Raw genomic sequence first — 18,272 nt, 5'->3', positions numbered from 1 at the left:
GTTATCAGTTATCAGTTATCAGTTATCAGTTATCAGTTATCAGAAATTAAAATTTTCATTGCTCTCAAAAAAACAATGTTGAAAACTTCTCACATCTACCTGTCATTGCGAGCGGAGTGAAACGAAGCGACGCAATCTCATGCAGTTCGGAGTTCGTGGTTTGGAGTGTGGAGTTCATAGGTTCTTAGAACAGAAATCATTGTAAGCGAAGCGAAGCAATCTCGTGTTTGCTTTAGAATTAAATTAGACTGCCGCGCTACTCTGCGTTGCGCTCGCAGTGACTTACTTTTCACTCTTCACTTTTCCCTTCTACCTGTCATTGCGAGTGGAGTGAAACGAAACGACGCAATCTCGTGTAGTTCGGAGTTCGGAGTTCGGAGTGTGGAGTTCATTGGTCCTTAGAATAGAAATCATTGTGAGCGAAGCGAAGCAATCTCGTATTTGCTTTGGAATTAAATTAGACTGCCGCGCTACTCTGCGTTGCGCTCGCAGTGACTTACTCTTCACTTTTCACTTTTCTCTTCTACCTGCCATTGCGAGTGGAGTGAAACGAAACTTGGCAATCTCGTGTAGTTCGGAGTTCGTGGTTTGGAGTGTGGAGTTCATAGGTTCTTATAACAGAAATCATTGTGAGCGAAGCGAAGCAATCTCGTGTTTGCTTTGGAATTAAATTAGACTGCCGCGCTACTCTGCGTTGCGCTCGCAGTGACTCTTCTCACTTTTCACTTCTAATTTAACAATGCTTTGGCATGCGCCCTGGCCGAATCACTTTTGGTATTTCCTCCCAGCATTAACGCCAGTTCTTCTATTCTTTGCTCTTCTGCGAGTTGGATAATTTTCGTTTGGGTTGCTACCTCGTTATCCTCTTTGAAAATCTTAAAATGTGTAACTCCTTTACCCGCAATTTGAGGTAAGTGGGTTATGGCAATTACCTGCATATTCGCACCCATTTTTTGCAGGATCTCCCCCATTTTCCTGGCGATCTCCCCAGAAACTCCCGTATCTATTTCATCAAAAATAATGGTTGGCAGTTGACTTTGTGCGGCAAGAATACTTTTTACAGCCAGCATAATTCTTGATAATTCACCTCCCGAAGCAGCTTTTTTTACCTCCTTAAAACTTCCTCCCTTATTGGCGGCAAGATACCATTCCAGCCTGTCCCGGCCATTTGCAAGAAACTCTATTCCCTGTTCCAATTCAATATTGAGACGGGCATTTGGCATTCCCAGATCATTTAGAATTTGTTCGGTTTGCTCAATAAAAACAGGGATGATCTTTTCTCTATTTTTATGAAGTTTCTCCGAGGTTTGCTCCAGTAATTGCTCCTGATCTTTTATGGAAGCCTGAATTTCTGTCAATGCAGCTTCCGCATTTTCGGTTACCGAAACTTTTTCCTGAAGGGAATTTATTATTTCGAGTAGTTCTTCTACATTTTCAGCGTTATGTTTTTTCTGAAGATTATATATCAGCTGAAGCTTTTGATTTACTATTTCCAGTTCTTCAGGATTAGCTTCCACCCTTTCCAGGGCATCAGTCATTTCAGCTTCAAGGTCATCAAGTTCTATTATTGCACTTTGGATGCGATTATGGAAATTCTCATAACTTGCAGAAAATTTCGAAATCCTGGAGAGGTTAGCCCTTACGGCTTTTAAACTTTCCAGACTTCCAATTTCTTCCTGCTGTAATAAATTAATGGCCGAGCTCAAATTTTCAGTAAGTTCTTCTACATTGTTCAGCTCTTCGTAACGCTCTTCAAGCTCTTCAAGCATCCCGGCCTTTAAATTTGCTTCCTCAAGCTCCTTCAGTAGAAACAGGTTATAATCATACTCTTTAGCCGCCTGTGATTGCTGTTCTTTTAATTCCTCAAAGCGTTTTAAAAGTTGTTTATAATCTTTTAGTTCCTTTTTATATTGAATAATGACCGATTCATTTTTAGCGATTGTATCTATCACATTAAACTGGTAATCGGCATTCCCCAGGCTTAGGGTTTCATGCTGACTATGGATATCGATTAGATAAGAACCGAGTTTTTGAAGTGCGGTAATCTTAACGGGAGTATCGTTTATAAAAGCCCTCGATTTCCCTGAAGGTAAAATCTCCCTTCGAATGATGCTTTGCTTCTCATAGTCCAGTTCTTCTTTTTTGAAGAAATCCTCCAGTTTATAATTAGAAATACTAAAAACTCCTTCTATTACGCATTTCTTTTCCGTATCCCGAATAGAACTGAAATTGGCCCTATCACCCAGCAACAAGCCTAATGCGCCCAACATAATAGACTTACCCGCGCCGGTTTCGCCAGTGATTATTGTAAATCCAGATTGAAGACCAATATTGATATCTTCAATAAGCGCATAATTTTTAATGGAAAGAGATGTAAGCAAATCGATTAAAATTTGTGCTAAATATACGTGAGAAAAATATTGAAATCAACCTAAATGCCTACTGAATATTCCTCCAGTTCCTGGCGTATCTGGGAGCGATATTATTCAGGGATTCTAGGAGTTCTGCTTTATTTCCAACCGGCGGCCCTTCCGAATAGATAGAAGTGATTTCATCTGCCTTGGAATCCAGAAATACTCTAAGTAATAAAGAATTGTTTCTTCGATTGTTCATCACTTCAAGATCATTTATCACTTCAGCAATTGTATTTTTTCCAGCTAAAATATCATCATGCATCACGTCCAGTCCTAAACGATGGTATTTGTAGAGTGCTGTTCTATATTCCGCATAAGTATTCGCCAGGAGGTCTGCATTAAGCCTGAACCTGGAACGCTGCCCATCTGATCCACGCCAGCCCTGAGAATTGCCTTGCTGTGCGTTTGTAACAATTCTATTGGCTTCTTCGTAATACACTGTTCCACCCTCAGGAGCGAATGTATCTGCATCCATCCCCAGGATAGTATAAACGTAAAAAGATATTACAGAAACCAGGTTGGAGGTATAGCTATTCTGACTGTAATTAAGTGGCTGATATTCCCTGTAACTAAAGCCAAATTGTTCATCATTAAAATTAAATATAGGAGTGATCAGAGAAGTCCCGTAAACAGGTCTTGAAGATTGCACCTGAATTGTGCCGTTAAAAGTCTCGCCCTCAAAACTGTTTATCGTGATGAACATACTGCAGTTAATACGCTCATGATTTTTGAAATTCTTATCTGTCCAGGTGGTTTGATTTACAAATTCATTTAAAGCCCGCTCCAGCGTCTTAAAAACAGATAAGTTGGTCTGGCCGGTTTGCTCTGCATTTACAATAATCTCACAATTAATTTGCTGTGCAGAACCTAGCTGCAAGCCAAAAACGAATACTAAAATTGTAACTATTCTATGCATTCAGCAATTCTATAATTTCGGTTAAAATATCTTCGGCCACTTCTTTTTTTGACTTTAGATCAAAATCTTTCTTCTTATCTGGATAGATAATACTTATTTTGTTGGTCTCACTTTTGAAACCGGCTCCTTTATCGTTCAGGGAATTTAAAACAATAAAGTCAAGATTCTTCTTTTTAAGTTTTTTTCTGGCATTTTCCACCTCATTATTGGTTTCCAGGGCAAATCCAACGAGTTTCTGATTCGCTTTTTTACAGCCTAAACTTGCCAGAATATCTTCGGTCTTAGTCAGTTCTAAAGTTAGGGAATCGTCCTTCTTTTTAATCTTTTGATCTGCAACCACTTTCGGTTTATAATCAGCTACCGCAGCAGCAGCGATAAAAACATCTATATTCTCAAAATGAGAGTGAGCAGCTTCATACATCTCCCTTGTACTTGTAACTCTTATCAGGTTTATATCTTTATCATCGATAATCAAATGAGTGGGACCGGAAATAAGAATTACCTCAGCACCCAGTTTTGCGGCATTTTCAGCAATTTCATATCCCATTTTTCCGCTGGAATGATTTCCTATAAAACGAACCGGGTCTATAGCTTCGTATGTGGGCCCTGCAGTAATTAATATCTTTTTCCCTTTCAAGGGCAGGTTTTCAGTAAAATGATGCTCTAGAAATTGAATGATCTCTTCAGGCTCAGCCATTCTTCCTTCTCCGTGTAATCCACTTGCCAATTCACCATCACCAGCAGGAATCATAATATTTTGAAATTCCTGAAGTTTTTCAAAGCTGTTTTTGGTAGAGGGATGCTTATACATATCAAGATCCATGGCGGGAGCAAAAAAGACCGGGCATTTAGCTGAAAGATACGTGGCCAGCAGGAAATTATCGCTGTTCCCCGATGCCATCTTGGAGAGTGTGCTGGCAGTAGCGGGGGCTATAAGCATGAAATCGGCCCAGAGGCCGAGTTCAACGTGATTATTCCATTTTTCATTTTCATCTTCCTCATCTGTAAATGAAGAAAATACTTCATTCTTAGAAAGTGTGGAAAGTGTAAGCGGAGTGATAAATTCTTTAGCAGCAGGGGTCATCACAACTTTAACATTGGCACCTGCTTTTACAAATAAACGTACTAATGCGGCAGTTTTGTATGCGGCAATACCTCCGGTAATACCTAATAAAACTTTTTTGCCTTTAAGTACAGACATATTTGTTTCGAAATCTATTCTGCGATGTCTTCTTTGGTGTTACGGTAGTAGATCTTATCTTCTAACCATTCCTGAATTGCAAGTGATTGCGGCTTTGGCAATCTTTCATAGAATTTAGAAACTTCGATCTGCTCTTTGTTCTCAAAGATTTCATCAAGAGAGTCGTTATAAGTAGCAAATTCATCAAGCTTCTCCAATAATTCTTTTTTGATTTCGCCATTGATCTGTCCTGCTCTTTTAGCAACTATCGAGATCGCTTCATAAATATTTCCGGTTGGAGCATCTACTTTATTCCTGTTAATAGTAGTAGTGTTTACCGGCGCATCAATTTTCTTAAAATCCATCATTCCTATAATTAAAAATTCTGTAACCTATTATCTATCTCTAAGGAAGACTCTTCCAGTTGTGGAACATATTCCCCCTCAGGATAATATTTATTATATGATTTGTAAAACTCCTGGGCCTCTTTTAACCGTGCTTCCATTAAAACTTCAAAACTATTAATGGCAAGTTTATAAGCTGAATCGAACCTGTAATAATAAGCAGCTTCTCTAAAAGGAGATCCCGGGTAATTCGCTATAAAGTTATTGAAAGAAGCAATTGCAGCCTTGTAATATTCAGTATGGTGATATTGCTTGGCAATCTCGTAAGCTTTCTTTTCCAGCTTGATTCGCAATTCTGTAGCCATTGTATTTGCTTCTTCCTGAAATTCCCCTTCCGGATATTTATTTAAATAAACCTGAAGTTCTTCAATGGCTTTACGGGTATCGGTTTGATCAAGATCATATCGCGGTGAACGATAAAAATAAGATGCAGCCGATTTATATGAAGCTTCTTCTGCCTTTTGACTATTTGGATATAATTGTAAAAATCTTTCAAACTGAAATGGAGCATTAAAATAATCTCCTAACTGGTAATACGTATCTGCCAATAAAAACACCAGTCTTTCCCCCTGAGGTTTTCCACGGAATTCCGGCTCAACCTGCTCTAATAATCTTAAAGCTTTTCTGAGCTTTTTATTACTATCCTCTTCTTTACCTTCGTTATACAACTCCTCTGCTGCCGTATATTTTGGAGCAGTTTCTTCACTTTTAAGCAGCTTTTGATATTCGCTACAGGAGAGCGTTACCAATAGGACACCTAAAATGAGAATTCCTTTTTTCATGATACGTAAAAACATCTGGCAAAAATACATTTTTTGTTACTATAAAAAAAACTTTCCTAAACTACTCAAATAACCCTATAATCAGGCTTTTATTGTAGTAAGAAAGTTCTTTAAGTAAAATATTCGCTAAAAATTATCTACAAAACTATTGATCCTGCTCTGCAAGTTTTCACTGGCTTCTACCAACGGAAGTCTTAGAGAGTTAGTGATCATTCCTTTTTTGGCGAGTAAAGCCTTGATCCCGGCAGGATTTCCTTCCGCAAAAATAAGATCTATGGAAGGCGCTATTTTGTAATGTATTTTATATGCTTCAGAAACTTTTCCTTCTAGTCCGGCTCGAACCATATTTGAAAATTCTTTAGGAAAGCCCTGTGCTATAACAGAAATCACTCCTTTGCCCCCGGCAAGGGTCATAGGCAAAGTGATCATATCATCCCCGGAAATAACTTTAAAATCTTCAGGCACCAAGCTGATTAATTTCATCGCCTGCACAATATCTCCTGCAGCTTCTTTCACGCCGATCACATTTTCTAAATTTCTGGCAATTCTATTGATGGTTTCAGGTAAAACATTGGAAGAAGTTCTCCCGGGAACATTATACAAAATGATTGGCAATGGAGATGCCCTGGAAATTGCCTCAAAATGACGGTAAATCCCTTCTTGTGTTGGTTTGTTATAATATGGAGATACTGAAAGTATGGCATCAAATCCATCAAGATCATTAGTTTCCAGCTCCTCCACCACACCGGCGGTATTATTCCCTCCAACACCAAGTACTAAAGGGAGCTTACCTGCATTTGCTTCTTTAACGGTTTTCTTAATCAGTTCTTTTTCGTCTCTAGTAAGCGTAGCGCTTTCAGCAGTAGTACCTAAAACCACGAGGTATTCTATCCCATTTTCAACCTGGTTTTTCACAAGATTGCTAAGGGCATTGATATCTATAGATAAATCCTCCTTAAATGGAGTAATTAGTGCTACTCCGGTTCCTACAAAGGCTTCCATTAATTATTCTTTTTTAAGATTTTTAAATATTTTAAAACTTCCTGCTGAAAAACATCTATTTTCTTTGCATGGATCTCCACATCAAAAATTCCGTAGGAATCTGGAGAATTTCCAATTTTAATATTGGCCAGGCTTTCAGCGGCTAGCAGGTATCCAGCTGTATTGTTTTCTGAAAAATAACAGATAAGAAAGTCAAAGTCTTCACTGGCAAAACGGCGTATCGATTCGTTTTTAAAATCACCTAAAAGGGAAATGTCTTTGATAGTTAATACGTCGGCTTCCAGATTTTCAGGAATTTTATCCGAATTTCCGCAAAACACTACTTTAAAATCACTTTTACTTACTCCAGTGAACTTATAAAACTCTGTAAGTTTTTGCCCCGATTCAAATTTCTCATCATCGATGATCAAGCCAATCTTACCGGAATTTCCTTCCCTGGAAAGTTTTCCATTCAACATAGACCTTCTAATCTTTTTCGAATGGATTATATTTTTCAGTTTTCCAGCGATCATAATTCAAATTAGGTGGCGCAAATGTAAATAATTTCCAGCAGTATCAAAGAAGATTATGTACCCGGAAACCTTCGTGTATATTGGAATCTAACAGGTTTATACTTTTTGTTAAATGCGGAATATTTAAAGGAGGTTTTTCAATATCAATTTTTTCTCTTCCGTGGCAAATCTTTGAATAAGAATTTAATTCATAAATTTTCGGAATGCTCTAAAAAACATATAGCCAGATATGCCGTAAAGAGTTAACAGGAATAACCTGAATATTAGTCAAAAGGATTTTCGCGAGATTTAAAAAGCATTCTATATTTGCAACATATTTTCAGAATATGAAATTCTCCAATTTTTTGATACTTGGTTTTTTAGTAGTTTTTTACTCGTGTAAGACTGAAAAACCAGGAGTTACCAGGATTGCTTCGGAACGTATTGCAATTGATAACTCGATCGAAGCAGATAAACAAATTTCAGAATTTATAAAACCCTACAAAGAACACCTGAACGCGACTTTAGATTCTACTCTGGCTTACAATCCTACGCTCCTATCTAAAAGTGATGGCGATCTAAATACCGCTATAGGAAATCTGATGGCTGACGCGGTTTATATTCAAACGAATCCTTTATTTAAAAAACAAACCGGAAAAAACTTGGATATGGTATTGCTGAACCATGGTGGGATTCGTGCTGAAATTCCTGCCGGCAATGTTTCCGCCAGAACAGCTTACCAAATAATGCCTTTTGAAAATGAGATCGTAATTGCTGAACTCACGGGAGTCAAATTAAAAGCAATGTTGAAATATTTGGAACAGGCAAAAACAGCTCATCCGGTGAGCGGAATAAAAATAAGGGCAGATAAAAATTTCAATATTATTCAAGCTTCTATTGATGGAGAAGAAATACAGGATAATAAGACTTATTTTGTAGCTACTTCAGATTATTTGTCTAACGGCGGTGATAATATGGCCTTTTTTAAAAATCCGGTGAATATTTATAGAACAGACTATAAAGTTAGAAATGCCATGATAGATTATTTTACTAAAATAGATACTGTTCAGGCGAAAATAGACGATCGTTATATTAGAGAATAAGCATATGAAAAGAAAAGATTTTATTCATAATACCGCGGCAGCTACAGCTTTTCTAGGTTTTGGCGGATTCTCAGTCTTTTCGTTAAATCCTGAAAAGAGAAAACATATTACCATTCTGCATACCAATGATGTGCATAGCCATATTGAAGCCTTTGGCCCTGAGGCTGGAAGAAATGCTAATATGGGTGGTGTAGCAAGAAGGGCTAGCCTTGTTGAAAAAATCCGAAAAGAGAATCCTAATACCTTGCTTTTAGATGCCGGTGATATTTTTCAGGGTACACCATATTTCAATTTTTATGGGGGTGAACTGGAGTTCAAACTCATGAGCATGCTAAAATATGATGCTGCCACTATTGGAAACCATGATTTTGATAATGGTATAGACGGACTTTACGCTCAGCTGCCCCATGCGAAATTCCCGTTTATCAGTTCTAATTACGACTTTAGCAATACCCTCATGGAGGGTCATGTAAAAGATTATAAAACCTTCATTAAAGATGACGTGAAAATTGGAATTTTTGGACTCGGAATTGAACTAAATGGATTAGTAAACAAAAATCTTTATAAGGAGACAAAATATCTCGATCCTGTTGAGATCGCTACAGACAAAACCCGCATTTTAAAAGAAGAAGAAAACTGTGACCTGATAATTTGCCTTTCCCATTTAGGTTATGAATACTCCAGTAGCAAAACAATTTCTGATATTAAACTGGCAAAATCCACTGAAAATATAGACCTCATCATTGGCGGCCATACACATACTTTTCTTGAGAAACCTACAACTGAAATAAACAAAGCCGGTAAAAAAGTTTTAGTGAACCAGGTTGGTTGCTACGGACTTTATTTAGGCCGAATTGATTTCTTCCTGGATTCTGAAAATAATATAGAAGCTGAAGGTGTAAAGATCGCGATAAATTAAGAACATTTTTGCTTATCCATTTTCTGTCCAAAGATCCCTTCGTCACCCTGAATTTATTTCAGGGTCTAATTTATAGATTCTGAAACAAGTTCAGAATGACGTCTAATTTTTCTGTACTGGAAAATCAAAATAAGTATCTGGGTAAGGCTCCCTATCATAGGTATAATGCCACCATTCTTTGGAATAGGACCTAAAGCCGTTTTTACGCATACTTAATCTCAAGAGTTCCCTGTTTGCCTTTTGCTTCGGAGTAATTTGAGAACTATTATGATGGGATATTTCCCCGAAAAAATCATAAGAGCCTCCCATATCTACCTCTTTACAATCTGAAACTCTTATCAGTGTTAGATCTACTGTACTCCCCCGGGAATGTCCGGATTTAGTTGCAATATAACCTAACTGAAAAAGATCTTTTTTGGCGACTGCTGGATAAAATTCTTTTTTCATAAGAGTATCATCCGAATCTCTCGCCCATTCCATAAAATGATTTACCGCGCGCTGGGGTCGGTAAGCATCAAACACCTTTAGCATATAGTCCTTTTGAATAAGTTCCTCCTGAACTTTAGCCAATGCCTTTGCAGCCGGCTTACTCAAAATAGCCTGCGGATTTTCATAACCTGAAATCGATGTGCCCACAAAATTATTGTGGCCGGCATATCGTATTTCATATACAATATCTGGAATCACCTCATCGATATAGGTAAAACCTGCCGGAATTTCCTGTGTATGCGAAACTGTTGAAAACAGAAGAAAAAACAAACCAATTCCTGAAAAATAAATCCTGATAAAATCTGGCATATGCTGAAGTTATTCTAACATCTTAAAAAAATCTGCTTCGCTAATTATATTGGTACCCAGTTTCTCTGCTTTAGCCAGTTTACTCGGACCCATATTTTCACCGGCTACCAGGTAATTGGTTTTAGAAGAAATAGAACTGGATACTTTCCCGCCGTTATCTTCTATTAGTTTTTTAAGTTCATTCCTGGAAACCTGCTGAAAAACCCCGGAAATTACAAAAGTACTTCCTTCCAGGATATTGGTTTGGTTCGCCAGTTTTTCTGCAGAAATTTCCAACTGAACCCCATATTCCTTTAATCTTCGCACATTTTCGCTGTTAGCTTCGGTTTTAAAAAAGTCTACCACACTCCAGGCGATTCTCTCCCCAATTTCATCTAGGTTCACCAATTCTTCTTCGGAAGCTGCCATCAATGCATCTATACTTTTAAAATGCTTGGCTAGCTTTTTGGCCACAGTTTCTCCCACATAGCGTATTCCCAGCGCAAACAGCACCCGTTCAAAAAGAATTTCTTTCGATTTTTCTATTCCATTTATAAGATTTTCCGCTGATTTTTCTGCCATTCGCTCTAAAGGGAGGATATCTTCTTTTTTGAGTGTATAGAGATCAGCATAATTCTCAATGAGTTCGGCATTCACCAGAAGGGCTACCGTTTCCCCGCCTAAACCTTCAATATCCATCGCTTTTCTTGAGATATAATGTTGGATACGGCCAATTATTTGTGGCGGGCAGCCATTTACATTCGGGCAATAATGCTGCGCCTCCCCTTCATTTCTAACCAATGCCGTATTACATTCAGGACAATGGGTAGCATATTCGGTTGGATTGGATTCCGGATCGCGTTTGGTGAAATCTACTCCCACGATTTTCGGAATGATCTCCCCTCCTTTTTCAACAAAGACAGTATCTCCTTCCCGTACATCCAGTTTCTCAATTTGATCGGCATTATGAAGCGAAGCTCTTTTTACCACTGTCCCTGCAAGTTGCACAGGATCCAGGTTCGCCACGGGAGTAATTGCTCCGGTTCTTCCCACCTGATAGGTAATCTTATTCAATTTTGTAGATTCCTGTTCTGCCTTAAATTTATAAGCGATCGCCCAACGTGGTGATTTTGCAGTATGCCCCAATTCTTCCTGTTGGTGAAAATCATTCACTTTAACCACTACCCCATCCGTTTCATAAGGTAAATCGTGACGGTGTTCATCCCAGTAATTGATATATTGCAGAACTTCCTCGATAGAGTCTTTTAATTCTGATTCTTCCGGGACTTTAAAACCCCATTTTCGGGCTTTCTCAAGGCCTTCAAATTGTGAACCGATACCGGTACTATTGCCTGTAATACTGTATAAAAGACATTCCAGCGGTCTTTTGGCAACTTCGGCAGAATCCTGCAATTTCAAACTTCCGGAAGCCGTATTCCTGGGATTGGCATAAGGTTCTTCTCCTGCTTCTACCCTTTCAGCATTCATTTTTGCGAATCCTTCATAAGGCAAAACGATTTCTCCTCGTATATCGAATTTTTTAGGAAAATCACCTTTCAGCTTCAATGGAACAGATCTTATGGTCCTTACATTATTGGTCACATCGTCCCCCTGAAATCCGTCTCCCCGGGTCACCGCTTTTTTCAAAGTTCCTTTCTCGTAAGTTAAACTAATAGAAGCACCATCATATTTAAGTTCACAAACAAATTGCAGCTTTCCTTCCACGATCTTCCTGATCCTTGTTTCCCAATCTTCCAACTCTTCTTTGGAATATGAATTGGATAGCGAATACATCCTGTTTTCATGAACTACCGTCGCAAAATTCTTAGTAACCGCGCCACCAACTCTTTGGGTAGGAGAATTAACATCCTCAAACTCCGGATATTTTTCCTCAAGTTCCTGAAGCTCCTTTAGCTTCATATCAAATTCATAATCGCTTATCTGCGGGGCATCCAGGACATAATAATTATAATTATGCTGCTGAAGTTCTTCGCGAAGTCCCTGTATTTTCTTTTCGGCGTCCATGTAAATTATTGAAATTTATATTTCTGAAATTTCCAGCACATCATTGCTGAAATCCATTTTATAATGCTTGGATTCATGTTCAAATTCAAGCTGAAAACTGGAAGCATAGGCTTTGTCCTCGGTAGGAAACCAGTCTTTTTCATTTTTATTGATAGTAATGATCAATCCTGCATCTTCCCCTACCGCACAAAATCTTTCAAGATCACCATCAAATTGATTTAAACCACATTCCAGTTTCATTTTTTCAAATTTCTGCTGAACATTATTGGTTGCAAGACCAATTTCAGCTATACCTACGATATTAGAGGCACTGAAAATCGCAGATTTTGGCTTGCTGAAATCCCTCCGGGAAATAAGTTCCATAATATTTTGGCCCTCATCGTAGAAATAGACAGATCTTGCCTGCCAGTTACTAAAATCTACTATATCTTCTCCGTTAAATTGCTGAATAGCTCGTTTTCCCTTCAGCCACGCAACAGCTTCTTCCTCCTGCCTGTCTGAAATATGAAATGCGATATGATAAGGTGTACAATTCAACTTTTGCTCAAACCTTAAAATGGAATACCCAATTTCCAACTCGAAACTATCTTCAGATTGATTTCTAACCTGAAAATCAAGCTGATTGCGATATAATCTCAATTGTCCTTCGATATTTGAAGTATAGACAGTAAGTTTATTGATCTTCATGTTTAGGTTTGATTTTTATTCATCCATTTAGGAACCGGTTTCGGTTGAAAGTTCTTCATTTTTGCAAGCAGATCTTCAAAGTTATCGGAAACCAGTAAAATATCCAGATTATCCTTTTTTAATAAAGCTTTTGCCGTCATTTTATCCAGCATATTTATGAGATCGTCATAAAACCCGTTAGTATTAAGAAGGCCGATTGGCTTTCTATGCAAACCTAATTGCGCCCAGGTTACGATTTCAAAAAGCTCTTCAAAAGTTCCAAAACCTCCTGGTAACGCTAGGAACGCATCGCTTAGATCATTCATGGTTAGTTTACGCTCATGCATATCTTGAGTAGTGATGAGTTTATCCAATCCAGTATGTACCACCTCTTTGGTTTTTAAAAAATCAGGGATCACCCCGGTAGCCTTTCCTCCATGATCCATAATTCCTTTTGCTACCTGTCCCATCAATCCCAGCTTACTACCGCCATAGATTAATCGAAGGTTATTTTTGGCCATTTTCTCTCCAACTTCATAGGCTGTATCAAAAATAAGCTGATCATTGCCATCACTGCTCGCACAGAAGACAGCCAGATTTTCTATATGATTTAATTCTTCATCCATGCTCTATTTTTTAGTGGCCCTTAACATACGATAGTTTCCAAAAATATCCTTTTTAAGCTGGGCTTTAAAACCTAATTCTTCAACCAAAGATTTTGTTTCTTCAGCGAGATATTGATTTAATTCAAAATAAAGAACACCATGTTCGTTCAATATTTTCACCGCCAGTTCTGCTATTTTTTTATAGAAAATAAGGGCATTCTCATCTTTTACAAATAGCGCAAGCTTTGGTTCATGGTTTAGAACATTCCTATGCATATCTTTTTTCTCAAGCTCCCTTACATAGGGCGGGTTTGAAACAATAATATCAAAATGATCATGAAGAGTTTCCGTTTCCAGTATGTCTGCCTTTCTAAAAGCTATTTCAGCGTTATTTATCTTTGCATTTCTTTGTGCCAACAGCAGGGCTTCCGAAGAAATATCGAAAGAATGGACTTCAGAATTTTTAATCTCTTTTTTGAGGCTAATGGGTATACACCCTGAACCCGTCCCAATATCAAGGATCTTTATATTAGCCTTTTTACTCTTATGATCCAGAAGGATCCATTCCACCAGTTCTTCAGTTTCAGGTCTTGGAATCAGAACATTTTTATTGACCAGGAATTTTCTTCCGAAAAATTCAGTGCTACCGGTTATATACTGAATGGGCTCATAAGTTTGCAAACGTTCCAAAGCATGTAAAAACCTGGTATGGTCACTTTCAGATAATTCTCGGTGGGGATCCAATGCCACATCCACGCGTCTTAAATGCAAATACTCTTCTATTAGTGTATAAAAAAAAGAAAAGATCTCGGTTGAAGGATATTCATCCTTTAAAGCATTTTCAAATTCATTTTTTAATTGAGAAAGCAACATACACTAAGGTGAAGTATTTACAAATCTTTGACCATAAAAACCGTACAATTATAATGTCCTGTATCTCCCAGAGGTTTTTCAATGACTTCAAAATCATTCTTATGGTAAAGTTTTCTGGCATTTTCCATGTAAGGCAATGTTTCAATATAACATTTTTCAAAGCCCTGTTCCCGGCCAAATTCAATACATTTTGTGATCATTTTCATGCCGATGCCACGTCCCCTGGCCTCCGGAAGGAAATACATTTTTTGTAGCTCACAGATCTTATCTTCTTCTCCCCGAAGTGGTGCAATCCCGGCACCTCCAATAATTTTAGAATCTTCTTCGACTACCAGATAAATCATTTTGTCGTTCTTGTAGGTCTGGGTCATATCATCCAGCGCTTTATCTTCATAAGCGGTACCTACTTTTGGCACTCCCATTTCAACAAGAACATTTCTTACTAATTCTTTAACCTGCTGATTGTCTTCGGGTTTTATTTCCCGAATTTTCCATGTGTTCATTCTGCTTAATTAATTCTATTTTTGTGGGGTGAATATACACGAAAAATACATAAAACGCTGTATAGAACTGGCGCAAAACGGCCTTGGAAACACCTATCCGAACCCGATGGTGGGCAGTGTAATTGTCCATAACGGAAAAATTATTGGAGAAGGCTGGCATCAAAAAGCGGGTGAGCCTCATGCAGAGGTAAATGCAATAAATTCGGTTAAAGACGAAAAGCTTTTAAAACAGGCTACTATCTATGTTAGCCTGGAACCCTGCAGCCATTTTGGCAAAACACCTCCCTGTAGCGATCTTATTATTGCAAAAGGAATTAAAAAAGTGGTTATTGGCACAATGGATCCTTTTGCAAAAGTCGCCGGCCGCGGAATAAAAAAATTAATGGATGCCGGTTGTGAAGTAAAAGTTGGAATCCTGGAAGAGGAATGTTTTGAACTCAATAAGCGCTTTTTCACCTATCATAAGAAACAACGCCCTTATATTATCCTGAAATGGGCACAAACTGAAGATGGTTTTATTGCGCCTAAAGAGCGAAACGAAAAAAGACCGGTTTGGATCACCAATAAATATTCGGGACAATTAGTGCATAAGTGGCGTAGTGAAGAAGCTTCCATCCTTGTGGGAACCAATACTGCTATAAAAGACAATCCCTCACTAAATGTTAGAAATTGGACCGGCAATGATCCTGTAAGAATTGTGATAGATCGCGAGCGTAAAATTCCGGAAGATTATGCCCTTTTGGATGGTAAACAGCAAACAATAGTGCTTTGTCAACATACAGAAAATTCAAACCTGAAAAATCTAATTTTTAAACAGATCGATTTTTCTGAAAATATTGCAGGGCAAATCTGTATGATCTTATTTAAAAATGAACTCCAATCGGTAATTATTGAAGGTGGAAGCAAAATTCTTCAGCAATTTATAGATAAAAATCTCTGGGATGAAGCAAGAATTTTCACGGGTAGAGTTCAGTTTAAAGAAGGTATAAAAGCTCCGGAAATTTCAGGACGCATTATAGAGGAAAAGAAAATCACTGATGACACTTTAAAAATTTATAAGAATGATTAAGACGATACTATTTGACTTTGGGGATGTCTTTATAAATTTAGATAAAGAAGGCACGAACAGGAAGCTAAAAGAATTAAATATTGATGAACTTCCGGAAGCTATTATAGCTAAAAATCGTGATTATGAACAGGGATTTGTAACTTCAGATGAAATATCAGAAAATTACAGAACTCATTTTCCGCAGTTAGATCAGGAAAAATTTGTTTCCTCCTGGAATTCCATGTTACTGGAGTTTCCCAAATACCGGTTTAAGTTTATTCAGAAACTGGCCAAAGAAAAAGACTTTCAGTTAATCCTGTTGAGCAATACCAATGATCACCATATTAGGTATATTCAGGATAAGGTGAACTTCTTTGAAGATTTCAAAAGTTGCTTTGATGCTTTTTATCTTTCTCATGAAATGGGGATGCGTAAACCAGATCCAGAAATTTTTGAATACATCCTGGAACAGCACGATCTAAAAGCCGAAGAATGTCTGTTTATTGATGATACTTTAGAAAATACTGAAGCTGCTGAAAAACTTGGATTCCACACCTGGAATATAGAACCCACGCGAGAAGATGTGATAGATCTTTTTACTGCTAAAAGTGATTTATTTTGATCTACCTGCTCCTAAGTGTCCTTTCTTCAACGATAATATTTGTAGTGTTCAGGCTCTATAAAAAATTCGGCATCAACACACTGCAGGCGATCATCGTCAACTATTTTATAGCCTGTACCGTAGGCTTTTTCGGATATATAGAAGGATCAGACTTTACACATGTCCCTTCTGAAAATTGGTTTCCCGGAGCTTTAATGCTTGGGATATTATTTATTACCGTATTTAACCTTGCCGCCATTACCACACAAAAAAGCGGACTTTCGGTCGTTGCCGTGGCCACAAAGATGTCGGTAGCCATTCCTGTTCTCTTCGGAATTTTCCTTTATAATGAAAGCACGGGGATATTGAAAATTATAGGCATACTGCTTGCTCTGGTCGCAGTCTATCTTACTTCCATAAAAACGGAAGAAGGCATCAGTATAAAAAAAGAGAACCTAATTTTTCCGCTTTTGGTATTCCTGGGCAGCGGAATAATAGATACCAGTATTAAATATCTGGAAACAAGCTATGTTTCAGAAACAGATGTAGGTCTTTTCTCTTCCACTATTTTCGCTACCGCTGGCTGCGTGGGCATAATAATCCTTATTATTCAGGCATTTATGGGAAAACTGAAGATCAGCTTCAAAAATATCCTTGGAGGGATTGCGCTGGGTATTCCCAATTACTACTCTATTTATTTTCTGGTTATGGCGCTAAGAACCAAAGGTTTTGACAGCTCCACGATCTTTACCATGAATCATGTAGCCATCGTAACAGTTTCAACACTGGTTGGTATATTGCTATTTAATGAAAAATTGATTAAAAAGAATTGGATAGGTCTTGGTTTGGCAGTTATTAGTATAATTCTTGTAGCAAATTCAGTACTATGAAAGATACCTACCAGAGTATTACCAAAGCTTCTCCGGAAGTTCTCTTTAAAGACCGGAATTCAAAATTTTTCGGCTACGCTTTTCCTATTAAAACAGAGGAAGAAGCGAATTTACATCTGGAAGAGTTGAGAGCTAAACATCATAAAGCAAGGCACTGGTGTTATGCCTGGCAACTTGGAAAAGAAGAATTTCAATATCGCGTAAATGACGATGGCGAACCTTCCAACTCTGCAGGAATGCCAATCTATGGCCAGATCCAGTCTTTTGATGTCACCAATATTCTAATTGTCGTGGTTAGGTATTTCGGCGGAGTAAAGCTTGGAGTGGGCGGACTTATTAACGCATACAAGACTGCTGCTCAAATGGCTCTGGAGGCTTCAGATATTCTTAAAAGGACCATAGATGAAATTTTCGTGGTGAAATTTGATTATCCTGAAATGAATAAAGTAATGCTGGTAATTAAAAAAAATAACCTCAATGTGATAGATCAAAAACTGGAAATAGACTGTAAAATATTTATTGCGGTTAGAAAAAAAGATGCTGAATCTACCTATTCCAAATTTGACAATACCTACAAAGTGGCAATATCAAAATTCGATGATTAAGCCTTCAGTTTTTTCTGAATATATTCAGGACAGCGTATAGGTTTTCTTGTTTTTGAATCCATAAAAACTAAAACTGAAGTGGCTGAAGTCACCTTTTCCCCAGCTTCATTGTATATCGCGTAATCGAATATGATTTTAACATTTGGGGTTTCCCGTAATCGCGTTTCTATCCTTAAATTTTCATTGAATGTAATTGGTTTGTGATATTTTAAATTTAATTCGAATACCGGCAACATTATCCCCTCCTCTTCCATACTTTTGTAAGAGACCCCCAAAGAATCTAACCAGTCAAGTCGGGCTATTTCAAGGTATTGCGGATAGTTTCCGTGGTGCACCACCCCCATCTGGTCGGTTTCGGCATATCGTACTTTAACAAAAGTTTCGTGTGATTTCATAAGAAAAAAATAGCCTTTCTGGGAAAGGTTTTTTATATTCAGGCTCGGAAGTAAGTATGCATAAATTTTTCTT

20 protein-coding genes are annotated in these 18,272 nt (G+C 37.9%); 6 read left to right on the top strand and 14 right to left on the bottom strand.

The features are described from left to right. Window positions 1-728: 728 nt before the first annotated feature. The 7 genes from recN to Q1K34_RS15430 form a co-directional block, all read right to left on the bottom strand. On the bottom strand, window positions 729-2,381 hold the full coding sequence (gene recN / locus Q1K34_RS15460; protein WP_300440854.1) for a DNA repair protein RecN: 1,653 nt from the start codon (window positions 2,379-2,381) through the stop codon (window positions 729-731). 58 nt (window positions 2,382-2,439) lie between these two features. After that, on the bottom strand, window positions 2,440-3,330 hold the full coding sequence (locus Q1K34_RS15455; RefSeq protein WP_300440852.1) for a DUF4835 family protein: 891 nt from the start codon (window positions 3,328-3,330) through the stop codon (window positions 2,440-2,442). Beyond that, a complete protein-coding gene (gene coaBC / locus Q1K34_RS15450; RefSeq protein WP_300440849.1) occupies window positions 3,323-4,531 on the bottom strand; it encodes a bifunctional phosphopantothenoylcysteine decarboxylase/phosphopantothenate--cysteine ligase CoaBC in 1,209 nt (402 codons plus the stop codon). Before coaBC ends, Q1K34_RS15455 begins: the two co-directional genes overlap by 8 nt. Window positions 4,532-4,545: 14 nt before the next feature. Then, window positions 4,546-4,875: a DNA-directed RNA polymerase subunit omega gene (locus tag Q1K34_RS15445; RefSeq protein ID WP_300440858.1), complete on the bottom strand. Its 330-nt coding sequence runs from the start codon at window positions 4,873-4,875 to the stop codon at window positions 4,546-4,548. Between the two features lie 11 nt (window positions 4,876-4,886). Next, a complete protein-coding gene (locus Q1K34_RS15440) occupies window positions 4,887-5,711 on the bottom strand; it encodes an outer membrane protein assembly factor BamD (RefSeq protein ID WP_300440845.1) in 825 nt (274 codons plus the stop codon). A gap of 111 nt (window positions 5,712-5,822) precedes the next feature. Then, window positions 5,823-6,698: a 4-hydroxy-tetrahydrodipicolinate synthase gene (gene dapA / locus Q1K34_RS15435; protein ID WP_300440843.1), complete on the bottom strand. Its 876-nt coding sequence runs from the start codon at window positions 6,696-6,698 to the stop codon at window positions 5,823-5,825. Beyond that, window positions 6,698-7,210 carry a hypothetical protein gene (locus Q1K34_RS15430; protein ID WP_300440840.1) on the bottom strand — a complete coding sequence of 171 codons (513 nt, stop codon included), beginning with the start codon at window positions 7,208-7,210 and terminating at the stop codon, window positions 6,698-6,700. Before Q1K34_RS15430 ends, dapA begins: the two co-directional genes overlap by 1 nt. Window positions 7,211-7,536: 326 nt before the next feature. Here Q1K34_RS15430 and Q1K34_RS15425 point away from each other — a divergent pair, with 326 nt between their 5' ends. Both Q1K34_RS15425 and Q1K34_RS15420 read left to right on the top strand, forming a co-directional pair. Then, the gene (locus Q1K34_RS15425; RefSeq protein ID WP_300440837.1) at window positions 7,537-8,292 is read left to right on the top strand and encodes a 5'-nucleotidase; all 756 of its coding nucleotides are present in this window, start codon (window positions 7,537-7,539) and stop codon (window positions 8,290-8,292) included. Between the two features lie 4 nt (window positions 8,293-8,296). Beyond that, window positions 8,297-9,211, top strand: coding sequence for a metallophosphatase (locus Q1K34_RS15420; RefSeq protein ID WP_300440834.1), 915 nt, complete (start codon window positions 8,297-8,299; stop codon window positions 9,209-9,211). 102 nt (window positions 9,212-9,313) lie between these two features. Here the strand turns inward: Q1K34_RS15420 and Q1K34_RS15415 are convergent, their stop codons facing one another. From Q1K34_RS15415 to Q1K34_RS15390, 6 genes are read right to left on the bottom strand one after another with little or no spacing between them, the layout of a single operon-like run. Continuing rightward, window positions 9,314-10,009, bottom strand: coding sequence for a M15 family metallopeptidase (locus Q1K34_RS15415; protein WP_300440831.1), 696 nt, complete (start codon window positions 10,007-10,009; stop codon window positions 9,314-9,316). A 9-nt stretch (window positions 10,010-10,018) separates the two neighbouring features. Beyond that, window positions 10,019-12,013, bottom strand: a complete 1,995-nt coding sequence (ligA, locus tag Q1K34_RS15410) for an NAD-dependent DNA ligase LigA (RefSeq protein WP_300440828.1) — start codon at window positions 12,011-12,013, stop codon at window positions 10,019-10,021. A gap of 15 nt (window positions 12,014-12,028) precedes the next feature. Continuing rightward, the gene (locus tag Q1K34_RS15405; RefSeq protein WP_300440826.1) at window positions 12,029-12,700 is read right to left on the bottom strand and encodes a VOC family protein; all 672 of its coding nucleotides are present in this window, start codon (window positions 12,698-12,700) and stop codon (window positions 12,029-12,031) included. 2 nt (window positions 12,701-12,702) lie between these two features. Further along, window positions 12,703-13,305 carry a TIGR00730 family Rossman fold protein gene (locus Q1K34_RS15400; RefSeq protein WP_300440823.1) on the bottom strand — a complete coding sequence of 201 codons (603 nt, stop codon included), beginning with the start codon at window positions 13,303-13,305 and terminating at the stop codon, window positions 12,703-12,705. Between the two features lie 3 nt (window positions 13,306-13,308). Continuing rightward, window positions 13,309-14,157: a peptide chain release factor N(5)-glutamine methyltransferase gene (gene prmC, locus Q1K34_RS15395; protein ID WP_300440820.1), complete on the bottom strand. Its 849-nt coding sequence runs from the start codon at window positions 14,155-14,157 to the stop codon at window positions 13,309-13,311. A 17-nt stretch (window positions 14,158-14,174) separates the two neighbouring features. Continuing rightward, the gene (locus Q1K34_RS15390; RefSeq protein WP_300440817.1) at window positions 14,175-14,660 is read right to left on the bottom strand and encodes a GNAT family N-acetyltransferase; all 486 of its coding nucleotides are present in this window, start codon (window positions 14,658-14,660) and stop codon (window positions 14,175-14,177) included. A 28-nt stretch (window positions 14,661-14,688) separates the two neighbouring features. Here Q1K34_RS15390 and ribD point away from each other — a divergent pair, with 28 nt between their 5' ends. From ribD to Q1K34_RS15370, 4 genes are read left to right on the top strand one after another with little or no spacing between them, the layout of a single operon-like run. Beyond that, window positions 14,689-15,729: a bifunctional diaminohydroxyphosphoribosylaminopyrimidine deaminase/5-amino-6-(5-phosphoribosylamino)uracil reductase RibD gene (gene ribD / locus Q1K34_RS15385; protein WP_300440814.1), complete on the top strand. Its 1,041-nt coding sequence runs from the start codon at window positions 14,689-14,691 to the stop codon at window positions 15,727-15,729. Next, window positions 15,722-16,330, top strand: coding sequence for an HAD family phosphatase (locus Q1K34_RS15380; RefSeq protein ID WP_300440811.1), 609 nt, complete (start codon window positions 15,722-15,724; stop codon window positions 16,328-16,330). Before ribD ends, Q1K34_RS15380 begins: the two co-directional genes overlap by 8 nt. Beyond that, window positions 16,327-17,199 carry an EamA/RhaT family transporter gene (locus Q1K34_RS15375; protein ID WP_300440808.1) on the top strand — a complete coding sequence of 291 codons (873 nt, stop codon included), beginning with the start codon at window positions 16,327-16,329 and terminating at the stop codon, window positions 17,197-17,199. Before Q1K34_RS15380 ends, Q1K34_RS15375 begins: the two co-directional genes overlap by 4 nt. After that, on the top strand, window positions 17,196-17,804 hold the full coding sequence (locus Q1K34_RS15370) for a YigZ family protein (RefSeq protein ID WP_300440805.1): 609 nt from the start codon (window positions 17,196-17,198) through the stop codon (window positions 17,802-17,804). The genes Q1K34_RS15375 and Q1K34_RS15370 overlap by 4 nt, the downstream gene beginning before the upstream one ends. Here the strand turns inward: Q1K34_RS15370 and Q1K34_RS15365 are convergent. Beyond that, on the bottom strand, window positions 17,801-18,199 hold the full coding sequence (locus Q1K34_RS15365) for a thioesterase family protein (protein WP_300440802.1): 399 nt from the start codon (window positions 18,197-18,199) through the stop codon (window positions 17,801-17,803). The genes Q1K34_RS15370 and Q1K34_RS15365 overlap by 4 nt on opposite strands. Window positions 18,200-18,272: the final 73 nt, after the last annotated feature.

The organism is Christiangramia sp. (assembly GCF_029937855.1).
Taxonomy (GTDB): Bacteria; Bacteroidota; Bacteroidia; order Flavobacteriales; family Flavobacteriaceae; genus Christiangramia.
The sequence above is the reverse complement of the archived record's forward strand: the minus strand, read 5'-3'. Positions and strand labels throughout refer to the sequence as shown.

Excerpts from the sequence above, each read along its gene's own strand:
- Q1K34_RS15430 (WP_300440840.1), bottom strand. The coding sequence starts at position 7,210 with ATGATCGCTGGAAAACTGAAAAATATAATCCATTCGAAAAAGATTAGA.
- Q1K34_RS15365 (WP_300440802.1), bottom strand. The coding sequence starts at position 18,199 with ATGAAATCACACGAAACTTTTGTTAAAGTACGATATGCCGAAACCGAC.
- Q1K34_RS15440 (WP_300440845.1), bottom strand. The coding sequence starts at position 5,711 with ATGTTTTTACGTATCATGAAAAAAGGAATTCTCATTTTAGGTGTCCTA.
- Q1K34_RS15370 (WP_300440805.1), top strand. The coding sequence starts at position 17,196 with ATGAAAGATACCTACCAGAGTATTACCAAAGCTTCTCCGGAAGTTCTC.
- dapA (WP_300440843.1), bottom strand. The coding sequence starts at position 6,698 with ATGGAAGCCTTTGTAGGAACCGGAGTAGCACTAATTACTCCATTTAAG.
- Q1K34_RS15415 (WP_300440831.1), bottom strand. The coding sequence starts at position 10,009 with ATGCCAGATTTTATCAGGATTTATTTTTCAGGAATTGGTTTGTTTTTT.
- Q1K34_RS15380 (WP_300440811.1), top strand. The coding sequence starts at position 15,722 with ATGATTAAGACGATACTATTTGACTTTGGGGATGTCTTTATAAATTTA.
- Q1K34_RS15400 (WP_300440823.1), bottom strand. The coding sequence starts at position 13,305 with ATGGATGAAGAATTAAATCATATAGAAAATCTGGCTGTCTTCTGTGCG.
- Q1K34_RS15445 (WP_300440858.1), bottom strand. The coding sequence starts at position 4,875 with ATGGATTTTAAGAAAATTGATGCGCCGGTAAACACTACTACTATTAAC.
- Q1K34_RS15425 (WP_300440837.1), top strand. The coding sequence starts at position 7,537 with ATGAAATTCTCCAATTTTTTGATACTTGGTTTTTTAGTAGTTTTTTAC.
- Q1K34_RS15455 (WP_300440852.1), bottom strand. The coding sequence starts at position 3,330 with ATGCATAGAATAGTTACAATTTTAGTATTCGTTTTTGGCTTGCAGCTA.
- ligA (WP_300440828.1), bottom strand. The coding sequence starts at position 12,013 with ATGGACGCCGAAAAGAAAATACAGGGACTTCGCGAAGAACTTCAGCAG.
- coaBC (WP_300440849.1), bottom strand. The coding sequence starts at position 4,531 with ATGTCTGTACTTAAAGGCAAAAAAGTTTTATTAGGTATTACCGGAGGT.
- Q1K34_RS15420 (WP_300440834.1), top strand. The coding sequence starts at position 8,297 with ATGAAAAGAAAAGATTTTATTCATAATACCGCGGCAGCTACAGCTTTT.
- Q1K34_RS15405 (WP_300440826.1), bottom strand. The coding sequence starts at position 12,700 with ATGAAGATCAATAAACTTACTGTCTATACTTCAAATATCGAAGGACAA.
- prmC (WP_300440820.1), bottom strand. The coding sequence starts at position 14,157 with ATGTTGCTTTCTCAATTAAAAAATGAATTTGAAAATGCTTTAAAGGAT.
- Q1K34_RS15390 (WP_300440817.1), bottom strand. The coding sequence starts at position 14,660 with ATGAACACATGGAAAATTCGGGAAATAAAACCCGAAGACAATCAGCAG.